This is a genomic window from Streptomyces sp. NPDC048751, from assembly GCF_043198595.1.
Lineage (GTDB): Bacteria > Actinomycetota > Actinomycetes > Streptomycetales > Streptomycetaceae > Streptomyces.
Genome location: NZ_JBICUX010000021.1, coordinates 1 through 14,894 on the forward strand (window position 1 = coordinate 1; position 14,894 = coordinate 14,894).

A 14,894-nucleotide genomic window follows, 5' to 3' on the forward strand; every position below is an offset into this window, starting at 1 on the left:
TCTCAGGCTTTCCTCCGGGCGCTTCCCTTCGGTCTTGCGTTTCCGACTCTATCAGATCTTTTTCCGATCCGATTTCCTCGGTGCTTTCCAGGTTCCCGCTCTCGCGTTTCCCTTTCCGGCGCTTCCGACTTTATCAGAAGTTCTGAGTCGGAATTTCCACCCCCACCGGGGGACTGGTTCCAGCGCATGAGGTGGCTGGGTTCCCCGTCGGGTGGAGCCGTAAACGTACTGGAGCGGGGCGCCTCGATGCAAATCGAGGCGCCCCGCTCCCAGTTGGCGTCAGACCTCCACGACGACCGGCAGGATCATCGGCCGACGTCGATAGGTGTCCGAGACCCACTTGCCCAGGGTCCGCCGCACGAGTTGCTGCAGCTGGTGGGGCTCGACCACGCCGTCCTGGGCGGAGCGCTCCAGGACCTCGGTGATCTTCGGGAGCACAGCGGCGAAGGCGGAGTCCTCGATGCCGGAGCCGCGCGCCTGGACATGCGGGCCGCCCGTGATCTTGCCCGTCGACGAGTCGATGACCACGAAGACAGAGATGATGCCCTCGTCGCCGAGGATCTTCCGGTCCTTGAGGGCCGGCTCGCCCACATCGCCGACCGAGAGGCCGTCGACGTACACGTAGCCCGCCTGGACCTTGCCGGAGATCTTCGCCTTGCCCTCGACGAGGTCGACGACGACGCCGTCCTCGGCGATGACGATGCGGTCGTGCGGGACACCGGTGAGGGCACCCAGTTCGGCGTTGGCGCGCAGGTGGCGCCATTCGCCGTGGACCGGCATCAGGTTCTTGGGGCGGCAGATGTTGTAGAAGTACAGGAGCTCGCCCGCGGACGCGTGGCCGGAGACGTGCACCTTGGCGTTGCCCTTGTGGACGACGTTGGCGCCCCAGCGGGTCAGTCCGTTGATCACGCGGTAGACCGCGTTCTCGTTGCCGGGGATCAGCGACGACGCCAGGATCACCGTGTCGCCCTCGACGATGCGGATCTGGTGGTCCCGGTTGGCCATGCGGGACAGCGCGGCCATCGGTTCGCCCTGGGAGCCGGTGCAGACCAGGACCACCTCGTGGTCCTGGAGGTCGTCGAGCGTCTTGACGTCCACGACCAGGCCTGGCGGCACGCGCAGGTAGCCGAGGTCGCGCGCGATGCCCATGTTGCGGACCATCGAGCGGCCGACGAAGGCGACCCTGCGGCCGTACTCGTGCGCCGCGTCCAGAATCTGCTGGATGCGGTGGACGTGGCTGGCGAAGCTCGCCACGATGATCCGCTTGCGGGCGCTCCCGAAGACCTGGCGCAGGACGTTGGAGATGTCCCGCTCGGGCGGCACGAACCCCGGGACCTCGGCGTTCGTCGAGTCGGAGAGCAGCAGGTCGATGCCCTCCTCACTCAGCCGTGCGAACGCGTGGAGGTCCGTGAGGCGGTTGTCCAGCGGGAGCTGGTCCATCTTGAAGTCGCCGGTGTGGACCGCCATGCCCGCGGGGGTGCGGATGGCGACGGCCAGGGCGTCGGGGATGGAGTGGTTGACCGCGACGAACTCGCAGTCGAAGGGGCCGATGCGCTCGCGGTTCCCCTCGGCGACTTCGAGGGTGTACGGGCGGATGCGGTGCTCCTGGAGCTTCGCCTCGATGAGCGCCAGGGTCAGCTTGGAGCCGATCAGCGGGATGTCCGGCTTCTCGCGCAGGAGGAACGGGACGCCGCCGATGTGGTCCTCGTGGCCGTGCGTGAGGACGATGCCCTCGATGTCGTCGAGGCGGTCCCTGACGGACGAGAAGTCCGGCAGGATCAGGTCGATTCCGGGTTGCTCCTCCTCGGGGAAGAGCACGCCGCAGTCGACGATCAGCAGACGGCCGCCGTACTCGAAGACGGTCATGTTTCGGCCGATCTCTCCGAGGCCGCCGAGGGGGGTGACCCTCAGGCCTCCTTCGGGGAGCGGCGGGGGCGGGCCGAGTTCAGGATGCGGATGACTCAAAAGACTCTCCTCAACCATGCGCGCCACGTACCGGTAGGGCACGTGGCGCGCATGACGTTCGTGCAGAAGCAGTTGTCGTTGTGGGATGCGGGCACCGGTGGCCCGCCTATTCAGTTGTGAAGTCCGATGTCAGAGCTGTACCCCGCCGGCGGCAAGATCGATCTTGAGCTGCGCGGTCTCCTCGGCCGTGAGCCCCACCATGGGTGCGCGCAGCGGACCGGCGGGCAGGCCCTGGAGGGCGAGCGCGGCCTTCGTCGTCATGACGCCCTGGGTGCGGAACATGCCGGTGTAGACGGGGAGCAGCTTCTGGTGGATCTCGGTGGCCTTCTGTACGTCGCCCGAGACGAACGCGTCGACGAGGGCGCGCAGGTCCGGCGTGACGACGTGGCCGACGACCGAGACGAAGCCGACCGCGCCCACGGAGAGCAGCGGCAGGTTCAGCATGTCGTCGCCGGAGTACCAGGCGAGGCCGGACTGGGCGATGGCCCAGCTGGCGCGGCCGAGGTCGCCCTTGGCGTCCTTGTTGGCGACGATCCGCGGGTGCTCGGCGAGGCGGACGAGCGTCTCGGTGTTGATCGGGACGCCGCTGCGGCCGGGGATGTCGTAGAGCATGACCGGCAGCTCGGCGGCGTCGGCGACGGCCGTGAAGTGCCGGTACAGGCCCTCCTGTGGAGGCTTGTTGTAGTACGGGGTGACGATCAGGAGGCCGTGTGCGCCCACCTTCTGCGCTGCGCGCGCCAGCTCGATGCTGTGGTGGGTGTCGTTGGTGCCGACTCCGGCCACGACATGGGCACGGTCGCCGACTGCCTCCAGGACGGCTCGTACGAGGTCCGATTTCTCCGCGTTGCTGGTGGTGGGGGACTCGCCGGTGGTGCCGTTGATGATCAGGCCGTCGTTGCCTGCGTCCACCAGGTGGGTGGCGAGCCGCTGAGCGCCGTCGAGGTCGAGTGCGCCGTCCGCCGTGAAGGGCGTGACCATGGCGGTGAGGACCCGCCCGAAGGGGGTCTGCGGAGTGGAGGTCGGAGCCATGGGTTACACGCTACTCGTTGCTCAACGCGGGGTCTGCCCTCGGGGGGTGCGAAAAGTCCGGACAAAGATGGAACCCGGCACTGCCTGCTCGGGGGTTCAAGCAGTGCCGGGTCCGTTTGATGAGACTAGATGAACTTCTGCAAATGCCGCAATACGGACACTTCAAGCGGCTGATCCGTACATCTGTACCGGACGGGGCAGCGGTGTGCGCTACGGCGCGACCCGGCCGTTGGCGTTGAAGGCGGCGTGGGTGAGCGGCATGAGCCGGGCCCACTCGGCCTCCATCTTCTCGCCCACCATCTCGATCTCCCGCTGCGGGAAGGACGGGACCTTGGCGAGCTCGTGCTGGGTGCGCAGGCCGAGGAAGTGCATCAGCGAGCGCGCGTTGCAGGTGGCGTACATCGAGGAGAAGAGCCCGACCGGGAGGACCGCGCGGGCCACCTCGCGGGCGACACCGGCGGCGAGCATCTCCTGGTAGGACTCGTAGGCCTGGCGGTAGGAGTCCTCCATGACGCGCCCGACCAGTTCCTGCTGGGCCTGGGTGCCCTCCACGAAGACGTACTTGCCCGGGCGCCCCTCCTGGACGAGCTTGCGGGACTCGTCGGGGACGTAGAAGACCGGCTGGAGCTCGCGGTAGCGACCGCTCTCCTCGTTGTAGGACCAGCCCACGCGGTGGCGCATGAACTCGCGGAAGACGAAGATCGGGGCGCTGATGAAGAACGTCATCGAGTTGTGCTCGAAGGGGCTGCCGTGGCGGTCCCGCATCAGGTAGTTGATCAGGCCCTTGGAGCGCTCCGGGTCCTTCTTCAGCTCGTCCAGGGACTGCTCGCCGGCGGTGGAGACGCGAGCGGCCCACAGCACGTCGGAGTCGGCCGCGCTGTGCTTGACCAGCTCGACGGTGACGTCGCTGCGGAAGCTGGGCTTCAGGTCGTCGGCGGGGGTGTCGGTCACGGCTCGAAGGGTCCTTCCATCGCTTCTCACGGGCGGCGCCCACTCTACGGGGCGCACATTCGGGGATGGACGACACTTTGCCGCTACGAAGTTGGTGAAAGCGGGCACCATCCGGGGCACTCGCTCGTCTGAGCTGATGACAGTGATTTTTTCGAGACCCGAGAGGAGCAGGACCCTCGATGTTCCGTCGGCGCGAACCGGTTCCGTTCGCCTTCCTTGCCGAAGCCGACAGGTTCCGCAGCAATGTCACTCCCCCGCCCCGTGAGCGGGCGTCGGTGAGTCAGATAGCCGGGAGTTGGCTGTGGGGGCTCACGATCGTCGCCGCGCTCGTGGGGTCCCTGGTCGTCGGGATGCCGGCGCTGACGACCGACCACTCGACCTCGCAGACACAGCAGTCGCAGGCGTCGCAGGGGCACTGAGCCACCACTGACTCGGACGGACCCCCGGAAGTGGTGAGCGGGGGGACGGGCGGATAGCCTCACCGGGCACAGCCCATGCATGGATTGAGTGAGGACCAGCCGTGCCCCTGCCCTTCCTGACGGCCGACCGCACCTTCGAGGCGGCGGAGGACGACATCGCGTTGCCCTTCGACGACCGCGCCCGCTGGCGCCGCCCCTACCGGCCCGGCCCGTGGCGCGTGGGCGTGGCGGCCCTGTGGCTGCTGCTGGCGTCGTACGTGCTGTTCGCCGCCGTCATCATCGCGCTGACCGGCACGCCGGCCGAGGGCGGTGCGGTCTTCGGCATCGCGCTACTGGTCATCGCCGCCTCCCTGCGCCTGCTGCGCATGGGCGTCTGGGTCAGCGCACGCGGAGTGCGCCAGGTGGGCTTCTTCGTCACGCGGTCGGTGCCCTGGGACCGCGTGACCGCCGTGCGGACCGTCCAGCAGCCGGTGCGCTGGCTGGGTCTGCCGCGCACGGTGCAAGGGCAGGCGCTGACCCTCGTACGCGGCGACCGGCAGGACGCGCTGCCGATGCTGTCCACGCACGGCGCCGACTTCCTGGGACGCCCGGCGGCGTTCGAACGGGCGGCGGACGCGGTGGAGGCCTGGGCCCACGAACACGGGCGGGGCTGAGTCACCGCCTGTTGACGTGTCGGGGCCCGGTCCGCCTGTGCGGACCGGGCCCCGACGGTTGTCGGTGCGAGGGTCAGTGCGAGGTCTGGTGCAGGGTGATCGCCCGCTGCATCGCCTTGCGGGCGCGCGGGGTGTCGCGGGCGTCGTGATAGGCGACGGCGAGGCGGAACCAGGCGCGCCAGTCGTCGGGCGCCGCCTCCGTCTCGGCCTTGCGCCGGGCGAAGACCTCGTCCGCCGAGTCGCGGTCGACACGGCCGCTCGGGGTGCGCCGCAGTTCGTCGACGGGCAGGCCGCCCTCGGCGTCGAGTTCGGCGGCGAGCGCGTTGGCCCTGCGGACGAACTGGGTGTTCTTCCACAGGAACCACACGCCGATGACCGGCAGGATCAGCACCGCCACACCGAAGGTGACGGTGATGAGCGTGCCCGACTGGATGAGCATGACACCGCGGCTGCCGACCAGGACGAAGTAGAAGACCAGGACGGCGGCCGTGAGGGCGTAGGAGAGCTTCGCGCGCATGGCTGTCAGGGGCTCAGTTCAGGTCCAGGAAGTGTTCCAGGCCGAACGTCAGGCCCGGAGTGGTCACCACGCGGCGGGCGCCCAGCAGGATGCCCGGCATGAAGCTGCTGTGGTGCAGGGAGTCGTGGCGGACGGTCAGGGTCTCGCCCTCGCCGCCCAGCAGGACCTCCTGGTGGGCCAGCAGTCCGCGCAGGCGGACGGCGTGCACCGGGACGCCGTCGACGTCCGCGCCCCGGGCGCCGTCCAGGGCCGTGGCCGTGGCGTCCGGTGCCGGGGCGGTGCCGGCCGCGCGGCGGGCCTCGGCGATGAGCTGGGCGGTGCGCGTGGCGGTGCCGGACGGAGCGTCCACCTTGTTCGGGTGGTGCAGCTCGACGACTTCGACGGACTCGAAGTACGGCGCCGCGATCTGCGCGAACTTCATGGTCAGGACGGCCCCGATGGAGAAGTTCGGGGCGATGAGCACGCCCGTCTGCGGGGACTCGGCGAGCCAGCCGCCCAGCTGCGCGAGGCGCTCGTCGGTCCAGCCCGTCGTGCCGACGACGGCGTGGATGCCGTGCCCTACGCAGAACTCGAGGTTGTCCATGACCGAGGCCGGCGTGGTCAGTTCGACCGCGACCTGGGCGCCGGTCTCCGCCAGCACCTCAAGCTTGTCGCCCCTGCCCAGGGCGGCCACCAGCTCCATGTCCTCGGCGGCCTCGACCGCTCGTACCGCCTCGGACCCGATCCGGCCCTTGGCGCCGAGGACCGCCACACGCAGCTTGCTCATCTGTTGTGCTTCCTTACGGGAGTGAGTTAGGCGACCGCGTCGTGCAGCCGGGAGGCCTGCTTGTCCTTGAGCGGGCCGATGACCGACAGCGACGGACGCTGTCCCAGGATGGCGCGGGCGACGGAGCGGACCTCGTCCGGGGTCACGGCGGCTATCCGGGCCAGCATGTCGTCGACGGACATCTGCTCGCCCCAGCACAGCTCACTCTTGCCGATGCGGTTCATGAGCGCACCGGTGTCCTCGAGGCCGAGGACGGTGGAGCCCTGGAGCTGGCCGATGGCACGGCCGATCTCGTCGTCGGACAGGCCGTGCTCGGCGACGTGGTCGAGTTCGTCGCGGCAGATCTTCAGCACGTCGTGCACCTGGCTCGGGCGGCAGCCCGCGTACACACCGAACAGTCCGCAGTCGGCGAAGCCCGAGGTGTACGAGTACACGCTGTAGGCCAGGCCGCGCTTCTCGCGGACCTCCTGGAAGAGCCGCGAGGACATGCCGCCGCCGAGGGCGGTGTTCAGGACGCCGAGCGCCCAGCGGCGGTCGTCCGTGCGGGACAGGCCGGGCATGCCGAGGACGACGTGCGCCTGCTCGGTCTTGCGGCCGATCAGGTCGACACGGCCGGCGGTGCGCAGGGCGCGCTTGCCCTCGCGCGGGGCGATGGGGGCGGCGCCGTGGTTCGTGAGGGCGCCCGCCTTCTCGAAGGCCGCGCGGACCTGTCGTACGACCCTGGTGTGGTCGATGTTGCCGGCGGCCGCGACGACGAGGTGGGTGGGGTCGTAGTGCTTCTTGTAGAAGCGGCGGATGCGGTCGGCGGTGAGGGCGTTGACCGTGTCGACGGTGCCGAGGACGGGGCGCCCGAGGGGGTTGTCGCCGAACATGGTCTGCGCGAACAGGTCGTGCACGCAGTCGCCCGGGTCGTCCTCGGTCATGGCGATCTCTTCGAGGATCGCGCCGCGCTCGACGTTGACGTCCTCTTCGAGGATGAGGGAGCCCGTGAGCATGTCACAGACGACGTCTATGGCGAGCGGCAGGTCGGTGTCGAGTACGCGCGCGTAGTAGCAGGTGTACTCCTTCGCCGTGAACGCGTTCATCTCGCCGCCGACCGCGTCGATGGCGGAGGAGATGTCGAGGGCGCTGCGCCGCGAGGTGCCCTTGAAGAGCAGGTGCTCGAGGTAGTGCGTGGCGCCGTTCAGGGCCGGGGTCTCGTCGCGGGAGCCGACGTGTGCCCAGATGCCGAAGGTGGCGGAGCGGACCGACGGGAGCGTTTCGGTGACGATGCGCAGGCCGCCGGGGAGGGTGGTCTTGCGGACCGTGCCGATGCCGTTCTCGCCCTTGATGAGGGTTTGGGTACGGGCGACGGCCCGCGCCTCCGTGGAGGTGCGGGCCGTCGCCTTGGAGCTGCTCGACGTCACTTGTCGGTGTCGTCCTTCTGCTCGTCAGAGCCCGCGGCGGAGCCGCTGTTGGATGCAGTTTCCTCGCCCTCGATCACGGGGATCAGGGAAAGCTTGCCGCGGGAGTCGATCTCGGCGATCTCGACCTGGACCTTGGCGCCCACGCCGACCACGTCCTCGACGTTCTCCACGCGCTTGCCGCCGGCCAGCTTGCGGATCTGCGAGATGTGCAGCAGACCGTCCTTGCCGGGGAGCAGCGACACGAACGCTCCGAAGGTGGTGGTCTTGACGACCGTACCCAGGTAGCGCTCGCCGACCTCGGGCATCGTCGGGTTGGCGATGCCGTTGATCGTCGTACGGGCGGCCTCCGCGGAGGGGCCGTCGGCGGCACCGATGTAGATGGTGCCGTCGTCCTCGATGGTGATCTCGGCGCCCGTGTCCTCCTGGATCTGGTTGATCATCTTGCCCTTGGGGCCGATGACCTCGCCGATCTTGTCGACCGGGATCTTCACGGTGATGATCCGCGGCGCGTTGGGGGACATCTCGTCCGGCGTGTCGATCGCTTCCATCATCACGTCGAGGATGTGGAGGCGGGCGTCACGGGCCTGCTTGAGGGCGGCGGCCAGGACGGAGGCGGGGATGCCGTCCAGCTTGGTGTCGAGCTGGAGGGCGGTGACGAACTCCTTGGTGCCGGCGACCTTGAAGTCCATGTCGCCGAAGGCGTCCTCCGCACCGAGGATGTCGGTGAGGGTGACGTAGTGCGTCTCGCCGTCGATCTCCTGGGAGATCAGGCCCATGGCGATACCGGCGACGGGGGCCTTCAGCGGCACACCGGCGTTCAGCAGCGACATGGTGGAGGCGCACACGGAGCCCATGGACGTCGAGCCGTTGGAGCTCAGCGCCTCGGAGACCTGGCGGATCGCGTAGGGGAACTCCTCGCGGGTCGGCAGGACCGGCACGAGGGCGCGCTCGGCGAGAGCGCCATGGCCGATCTCGCGGCGCTTCGGGGAGCCGACGCGGCCGGTCTCGCCGGTGGAGTACGGCGGGAAGTTGTAGTTGTGCATGTAGCGCTTGCGGGTCACCGGGGAGAGGGTGTCCAGCTGCTGCTCCATGCGGAGCATGTTGAGGGTGGTGACGCCCAGGATCTGGGTCTCGCCACGCTCGAACACCGCGGAGCCGTGCACCCGCGGGATGGCCTCGACTTCGGCGGCGAGCGTGCGGATGTCGGTGACACCGCGGCCGTCGATGCGCTTCTTCTCCTTGATCACGCGCTCGCGGACGAGCTGCTTGGTCAGGGAGCGGTACGCGGCGGAGATCTCCTTCTCGCGGCCCTCGAACTCCGGCAGGAGCTTCTCGGCGGCGAGCGCCTTGACGCGGTCCAGCTCGGACTCGCGCTCCTGCTTGCCCGCGATGGTCAGCGCCTGGGCGAGCTCGGGGCGGACGGCGGCGGAGAGCGCCTCCAGGACGTCGTCCTGGTAGTCGAGGAAGATCGGGAACTCGCCGGTCGGCTTGGCGGCCTTCGCAGCAAGGTCGGCCTGGGCCTTGCAGAGCACCTTGATGAAGGGCTTCGCGGCTTCAAGACCGGCGGCGACGACCTCCTCGGTCGGCGCCTCGGCGCCGCCCTTGACCAGCTGGATGGTCTTCTCGGTGGCCTCGGCCTCGACCATCATGATCGCGACGTCGCCGTCCTCCAGGGCGCGGCCCGCGACGACCATGTCGAAGACCGCGTCTTCGAGCTCGGTGTGCGTCGGGAACGCGACCCACTGGCCGTTGATCAGCGCGACGCGGACGCCGCCGATCGGGCCGGAGAAGGGCAGGCCGGCCAGCTGGGTGGACGCGGACGCGGCGTTGATCGCGACGACGTCGTACAGGTGGTCGGGGTTGAGCGCCATGATCGTGGCGACGACCTGGATCTCGTTGCGCAGGCCCTTCTTGAAGGACGGGCGCAGCGGGCGGTCGATGAGGCGGCAGGTGAGGATGGCGTCCTCGGAGGGGCGGCCCTCACGGCGGAAGAAGCTGCCGGGGATCTTGCCGGCGGCGTACATCCGCTCCTCGACGTCCACCGTCAGGGGGAAGAAGTCGAGCTGGTCCTTGGGGTTCTTGGAGGCGGTGGTGGCCGACAGCACCATGGTGTCGTCGTCCAGGTACGCCACGGCGGAGCCGGCGGCCTGCTTGGCCAGGCGGCCCGTCTCGAAGCGGATGGTGCGGGTACCGAAAGCGCCGTTGTCGATGACGGCCTCGGCGTAGTGGGTCTCGTTCTCCACTAGCGTTTTCTCCATTACTTTGTCGTCTTTTGTCCCGCGGCTGCCCGTGTGGCAGGGGGACGGTGGCGGAGAAGCGCTCCATCGGTGCGGGCCGGTCTTCGATCGAAGCACCCGGGGCTCTGACGCCCGGGGGCCACTACCGAGGACCGGCGGCGGCTAGGCGCGCTTCTCCTCGTTCACTGTCGTACGTGATCTGTGTGGTGCGTGATCTGTGTCGTGCGTATTGCGTTGTGCTACCACACTACAAAGCGTGGGTGACACTCCGCACGTTTCCCCACGTGCGGCATCCCCACGCACGGCAAAGGGAGCGGCCCCCGATCCGCCGGGAACCGCTCCCCCTGCACTACGTCTTACTTGGCGCCCGCAGCACCACGGCGGATGCCGAGGCGGTCGACCAGCGTACGGAAGCGCTGGATGTCCTTCTTGGCGAGGTACTGCAGCAGGCGGCGACGCTGACCGACCAGGATCAGCAGACCACGACGGGAGTGGTGGTCGTGCTTGTGGGTCTTGAGGTGCTCGGTCAGGTCCGAGATACGGCGCGAGAGCATCGCGACCTGGACCTCGGGGGAGCCGGTGTCGCCCTCCTTGGTACCGAACTCGGTGATGATCTGCTTCTTCGTAGCGGCGTCGAGCGACACGCGTACTCCTCGTAGTCTTTGGATGCCACCGAGTGCCCCCGGTCTTTGTCTCGGGGGAGCTTCCGTTACTCGGGAGGCGGGGATCCGCTGGGCGCGGCCTCCAGAGCGCGGGGCTCCGGGGGTGCGTACACAAACGGCCGTCACTCAGGGTACCAGGCACAGGTGGGCACCTTCGCCCGGCTCCCCGAAGCCCCGGGCCGGCGCGCGCGGGGCCACTAGGGTGAGCGCTCGGATCGTTCTTACGTCGGGAAGGGGTCGCTGGGGCATGGCGGAGACGGAAGCGGAGACCAAGGCACGCAAGGAGCGGGAGCGGGACGAGCTGTACGCGCTCGACATCTCCGGCGTCGAGTGGCTGTGCGCGCCCGGTACGGAGGAGCACGAGGAGCGGGTCGAGATCGCCTACCTCCCCGAGGGTGCCGTGGCCATGCGGTCGTCGCTCGACCCGGACACGGTGCTGCGCTACACGGAGGCGGAGTGGCGGGCGTTCGTGCTGGGGGCGCGGGACGGGGAGTTCGACCTGGAGCCTGCGCCGCACAACGGGGGCCTCGCGGCGGAGTGACGGCTCGCGGCCGGGTGACGTACGCCGCGGGTTGGTTGTTCAGGGGGACCGGTCAGTGCCGGTCCCCCTTTCTCACTGCGCCGTGCCCGTCCTGCGTGCCGCGCTCTCGATGCCCAGCACCATCAGCGTCCACTCCTTCTCGCCCTGTTTCGCGGGGCCGTTGGCCTGCTTGGCGCCGAAGTAGAGCCTTCCGTCCTGCACCAGGACGTCGTTGGAGTCGATGATCGTGAAGTTCTCGGCCTCCAGGGGCAGGCCGAAGTAGAAGTACGGCGTCTCCTTGCCCGTCTCGGGGTCCAGGCTGACCAGTCCCATGGGTGCGATGCGGTCGCTGCTCAGACGGAGGGCGAGGAGCTGTCCGCCGCTCGTGCGGATCGGGCGGAGCGTCTCGTTGGGGCCGGACTCGAACTTCTTCGTGGTGTTCCCGGTGGCCAGGTCGAAGCCGACGATCCAGTTGGAGGGGTGCAGGGCGTCGTCCGAGTCCTTGCTCCTGAGGAAGACCTGGCCGCCGCCGACCGGGATGGTCGGGCAGTCGTCGATGACGAGGTAGTCGTTCTCGAAGTTGCAGTCGCCGACGTACTGTCCGTTCTGCAGGCGGATCGTGGCGCGGTTCTCGCCCTTGCCGTCGAGGGAGAGCAGTTCGGTGTACCCGGTGTCGCCGGCCGCGACGGCGAGGACGGGCGGATCGGTGGACGGCACCTTGACGTCGCGGACGCCGGTCGCGGCGGAGTAGGTCCACTTGGTCCGGCCGGTGCGCGGGTCGACAGCGCGCACCTTGTAGGTGAGGGACTCCCAGGAGTCTGCGGGCTTGCCGTCGTGCCGGCACGAGACCCGGATGAGCAGGGCCCCTCCGCCGGCGGCGCCGTCGTCCTTGCAGTTGCCGGTGGTCTTCGTACTCCAGAGTCGGCGGCCGTGGTCCATGTCGTAGGCGTCGGAGCCGCCGCCCCAGGTGACGGCGACGGTGGCGCGGGTCACGGTGACGCTGGGGTCGTCCTGGAGGGCGTCGTTCTCGGGCGTGCCCTTGCTGTTGCCGACGCGCGAGACCGGGATCCGATGCTCCCAGATCTTGTGGCCGTCGTCGAGGTCGAAGAACGCCACGTGGTCGCAGAGGGCGTCCTCGTCCTGGCTCCCCTTGAACAGGACGGCCGTACGGTTCTCACCGGTCACGTGGTCCGTGTAACCGCAGATCGGGCCGGTGAACTGGAGCTTCCAGCGCTCGTCGCCGGGTGAGGCGTCGGTGCCGACGGCGAGCCCGACGACCGATCGGTTGATGCCCTTGGCGAGGATCTTGTCCGTCGCCCACATGCCGGGCATCTCGTACTGCTCACCGGCGCTCATGTCGTCGGTGGAGAAGCGGAAGCCCATGGTGCTGGTGGTGCTCGCGGGCCGCTTCTCGACCGTCTCCCGGACGTCGAGGCGGCCCTGCCCGGTGGCGGCCAACGGCTTGGCGGACGTCTTGGAGTCCTGGTCCAGGGCGCCGGACAGCAGCAGCGCGCCCGCGCCCAGTGCGGCGACCACGACGACGGCGACCGCGCCGAGCAGCGTCCTGCGCCGCTTCTTCCTGCGCTGCTGGTCCGCCGACACGGTGGACTGGGTGTATATGGAAGGCGGCGGGCCGAAGCTCACGCTCGGGGTTCCCTTTCTTTCACCGACTATGGCCAATGCGTACGGGGCGGTCCGTCCGTACGGGGCGGTCCGTCCGTACGGGGCGGCCCGCCTGTACCGGGCGGTCCGTCAATACGGGGCGGTCCGTCAGCTCGTCATCGACCGGGCCGTCGCGTACACGTCGAAGACGGCCAGCGCGAGCGGTACCAGGGTCAGCAGCACGAAGCCCTCGGCGATCTCCAGGAAGCGTCCCCAGAACGGCGTGAGGCCGCCCCGCGAGACGATCAGACCGACCGCGGTGACGATCGCGGCCGCCGCGGCGATGGCGGCGACGAGCCAGATCGTACGGATGTCGAGGTCGGTACGGTCGCCCGTGAGCGCCTCGCGGATCAGCGCGTGCGGCGGGTTGAGCGCGAGGCCGAGGCCGAGCAGCACCAGGGAGGCCAGACCGGCGCCCAGGACCGGGGCGACCTGGGCCGTGTACCGGAACAGGTGGGCGCGCATCAGCAGCGCGACGCCGGTCGCGAGGGCGAGCAGCTGGGCCCAGACGCCGTCGGAGAAGCCGAGGACCGTCGAGGCGCCGACCGCGACGACCGCGCAGCCGCCGACCAGGCCGACCAGGAGTTCGTGACCGCGCCGGGCCTGAGCGGCGACGCGGTCGGCGTCGACCGGCTCCTGCGGGGCGGGTTCGGCGCCGTACGCGCTGCGCGGGGCGCTGTTTGGCGGGTCGAAGCCGATCGGAAGGCGGGCGAAGCGCATGGACAGGCCCGGCAGGAAGGCGAGGGCTCCCACGGCGACCGGGGCGCACAGCGCGCCGACCTCGGAGGGCGTCCAGTGCGCGAGGGTGGCCGCGAAGACCGCGAGCAGACCGACGGCGGAGGCGAAGACGAAGGCGACGAAGGGGCCGTCCCCGCTCGGGGAGCACAGGGTGAGCAGGACCGAGGCAAGCAGCACGGCGGCGCAGGCGAGCAGGAACTGCAGTTTGCCGATGCCCTGTCCGTCGGCGAGCGGGAGCAGTCCGGAGCCGGCCACCGCCACGTTGGGCAGCGCGCCGAGCCCGAGGGCGACGGCCGAGCCCCGGTCGTCGTAGATCCGGGCGCGTACGCAGGCGAGGACGACGAGGAGGATTCCCGTGACCGCGGCGAGGACGCCGGGCAGGCTGTGCATGTCGTGGCTCGGGTCGCCGGTCCACGCCACGAAGGCGAGCAGGGCCGGCAGGACACCTCCCCCGACGAGGCCGGCGGCGCGCGTCAGGTCGCCGCTCCACTGGGTGTGCGCGCGGGTCACGGCGGAGGCGACCGCTTCGGACATGTCGTCGAAGACGGCCGGGGGCAGCGACTCGGAGAAGGGGCGCAGGGTGAGCAGTTCGCCGTCGAGGATGCGCTGGGCGGCGAACGAGCGGGAGCTGTCGAGGACGGTGCCGTCCCGGCGTACGAGGTGGTAGCCGACGGGGGCGCCCTCGGCGGGGCTCTGCTGGGAGAGCCGGAGGATCTCCGGGTAGATGTCGGCGACCGGGATGTCGTCGGGCAGTGCCACGTCGATGCGGCTGTCGGGGGCGACGATCGTGACTCGGCAGAACCCGAGCCCCGTACCCGCCCCGGAAGGCGTTTGGGAACCGGGGCCTCCCCCGGTGGCTGCCGCGGAGGCCGTCATGCTCACCTGCTGCTCCCCCTCAGTGATGATTGTGCGTCTGCGGTGTGAAGGTCCTGCGTCGCTCTCTCCGCCGCTTGCGGGCGGGGTGCGTGACGCGCCGTCGCCGGGGTTCCACACCTCACCGGATCGACCGATTTGCCCCGATCCGACTGGCCCGAGTCCCCTGTGCGCACGCGAACATCCGGCACCCTACCGCCCCCTCGTCCCCCGGGTAGTCAGTAGGATCACGCGGCGGCCTGCGTCCGCCCGACACGGGGTGGCGGACGAACTCCGGGGGCCCCGCCAGGGTCTGTCCGGCGGAGCGGGTCGTAGGAATGCTGCGGCAACCGATGAGCGCAGGTGAACGGGGGCTGGTGCGGCCGGCTGCAAGGCGGAGGAGGACGTCGACGCGACGGGGTGCCTGGAGGTGTCCCTGCTCGAACTCGTCGAGAGCTCGGGGGAGTCGACGGCCGACGACACCGCGGCAGGCGGGCGTGCGAGGCCTCGCGTCTGC

The 14,894-nt window shown here is 69.7% G+C and carries 13 protein-coding genes; 3 read left to right on the top strand and 10 right to left on the bottom strand.

Annotated features, from left to right (window positions below):
* Window positions 1-279: 279 nt before the first annotated feature.
* The 3 genes from ACGFNV_RS41555 to thyX form a co-directional block, all read right to left on the bottom strand.
* The gene (locus ACGFNV_RS41555; protein ID WP_393630222.1) at window positions 280-1,965 is read right to left on the bottom strand and encodes a ribonuclease J; all 1,686 of its coding nucleotides are present in this window, start codon (window positions 1,963-1,965) and stop codon (window positions 280-282) included.
* A gap of 129 nt (window positions 1,966-2,094) precedes the next feature.
* Window positions 2,095-2,994, bottom strand: a complete 900-nt coding sequence (gene dapA / locus ACGFNV_RS41560) for a 4-hydroxy-tetrahydrodipicolinate synthase (protein WP_393630224.1) — start codon at window positions 2,992-2,994, stop codon at window positions 2,095-2,097.
* A gap of 210 nt (window positions 2,995-3,204) precedes the next feature.
* Window positions 3,205-3,945 carry an FAD-dependent thymidylate synthase gene (gene thyX, locus ACGFNV_RS41565; protein ID WP_393630225.1) on the bottom strand — a complete coding sequence of 247 codons (741 nt, stop codon included), beginning with the start codon at window positions 3,943-3,945 and terminating at the stop codon, window positions 3,205-3,207.
* Window positions 3,946-4,124: 179 nt separating this feature from the next.
* On the opposite strand from thyX, the gene ACGFNV_RS41570 reads away from it, so the two are divergent.
* Window positions 4,125-4,364: a hypothetical protein gene (locus tag ACGFNV_RS41570; RefSeq protein WP_393630227.1), complete on the top strand. Its 240-nt coding sequence runs from the start codon at window positions 4,125-4,127 to the stop codon at window positions 4,362-4,364.
* A gap of 101 nt (window positions 4,365-4,465) precedes the next feature.
* Window positions 4,466-5,017, top strand: a complete 552-nt coding sequence (locus ACGFNV_RS41575; protein WP_393630229.1) for a hypothetical protein — start codon at window positions 4,466-4,468, stop codon at window positions 5,015-5,017.
* Between the two features lie 73 nt (window positions 5,018-5,090).
* On the opposite strand, the gene ACGFNV_RS41580 is transcribed toward ACGFNV_RS41575, so the two are convergent.
* The 5 genes from ACGFNV_RS41580 to rpsO all read right to left on the bottom strand — a co-directional run bounded on the left by ACGFNV_RS41580 (window position 5,091) and on the right by rpsO (window position 10,587).
* Window positions 5,091-5,534 (bottom strand): hypothetical protein, encoded by a 444-nt coding sequence (locus tag ACGFNV_RS41580; protein ID WP_393630230.1) that lies wholly within the window; start codon window positions 5,532-5,534, stop codon window positions 5,091-5,093.
* A 13-nt stretch (window positions 5,535-5,547) separates the two neighbouring features.
* Window positions 5,548-6,300: a 4-hydroxy-tetrahydrodipicolinate reductase gene (gene dapB, locus ACGFNV_RS41585; protein ID WP_393630232.1), complete on the bottom strand. Its 753-nt coding sequence runs from the start codon at window positions 6,298-6,300 to the stop codon at window positions 5,548-5,550.
* 26 nt (window positions 6,301-6,326) lie between these two features.
* Complete coding sequence (locus tag ACGFNV_RS41590) at window positions 6,327-7,706, bottom strand: M16 family metallopeptidase (protein WP_393630234.1); 1,380 nt, start codon at window positions 7,704-7,706, stop codon at window positions 6,327-6,329.
* A complete protein-coding gene (locus tag ACGFNV_RS41595) occupies window positions 7,703-9,949 on the bottom strand; it encodes a polyribonucleotide nucleotidyltransferase (protein WP_393630236.1) in 2,247 nt (748 codons plus the stop codon). The genes ACGFNV_RS41590 and ACGFNV_RS41595 overlap by 4 nt, the downstream gene beginning before the upstream one ends.
* A gap of 350 nt (window positions 9,950-10,299) precedes the next feature.
* Complete coding sequence (rpsO, locus tag ACGFNV_RS41600) at window positions 10,300-10,587, bottom strand: 30S ribosomal protein S15 (protein ID WP_020138875.1); 288 nt, start codon at window positions 10,585-10,587, stop codon at window positions 10,300-10,302.
* A 265-nt stretch (window positions 10,588-10,852) separates the two neighbouring features.
* On the opposite strand from rpsO, the gene ACGFNV_RS41605 reads away from it, so the two are divergent.
* Window positions 10,853-11,146: a DUF397 domain-containing protein gene (locus ACGFNV_RS41605; protein WP_133930345.1), complete on the top strand. Its 294-nt coding sequence runs from the start codon at window positions 10,853-10,855 to the stop codon at window positions 11,144-11,146.
* Between the two features lie 72 nt (window positions 11,147-11,218).
* On the opposite strand, the gene ACGFNV_RS41610 is transcribed toward ACGFNV_RS41605, so the two are convergent.
* Together ACGFNV_RS41610 and eccD are read right to left on the bottom strand one after the other, a co-directional pair.
* A complete protein-coding gene (locus ACGFNV_RS41610; RefSeq protein ID WP_393630238.1) occupies window positions 11,219-12,769 on the bottom strand; it encodes a PQQ-binding-like beta-propeller repeat protein in 1,551 nt (516 codons plus the stop codon).
* Between the two features lie 126 nt (window positions 12,770-12,895).
* Complete coding sequence (eccD, locus tag ACGFNV_RS41615) at window positions 12,896-14,401, bottom strand: type VII secretion integral membrane protein EccD (protein ID WP_393630395.1); 1,506 nt, start codon at window positions 14,399-14,401, stop codon at window positions 12,896-12,898.
* Window positions 14,402-14,894 lie beyond the last annotated feature (493 nt).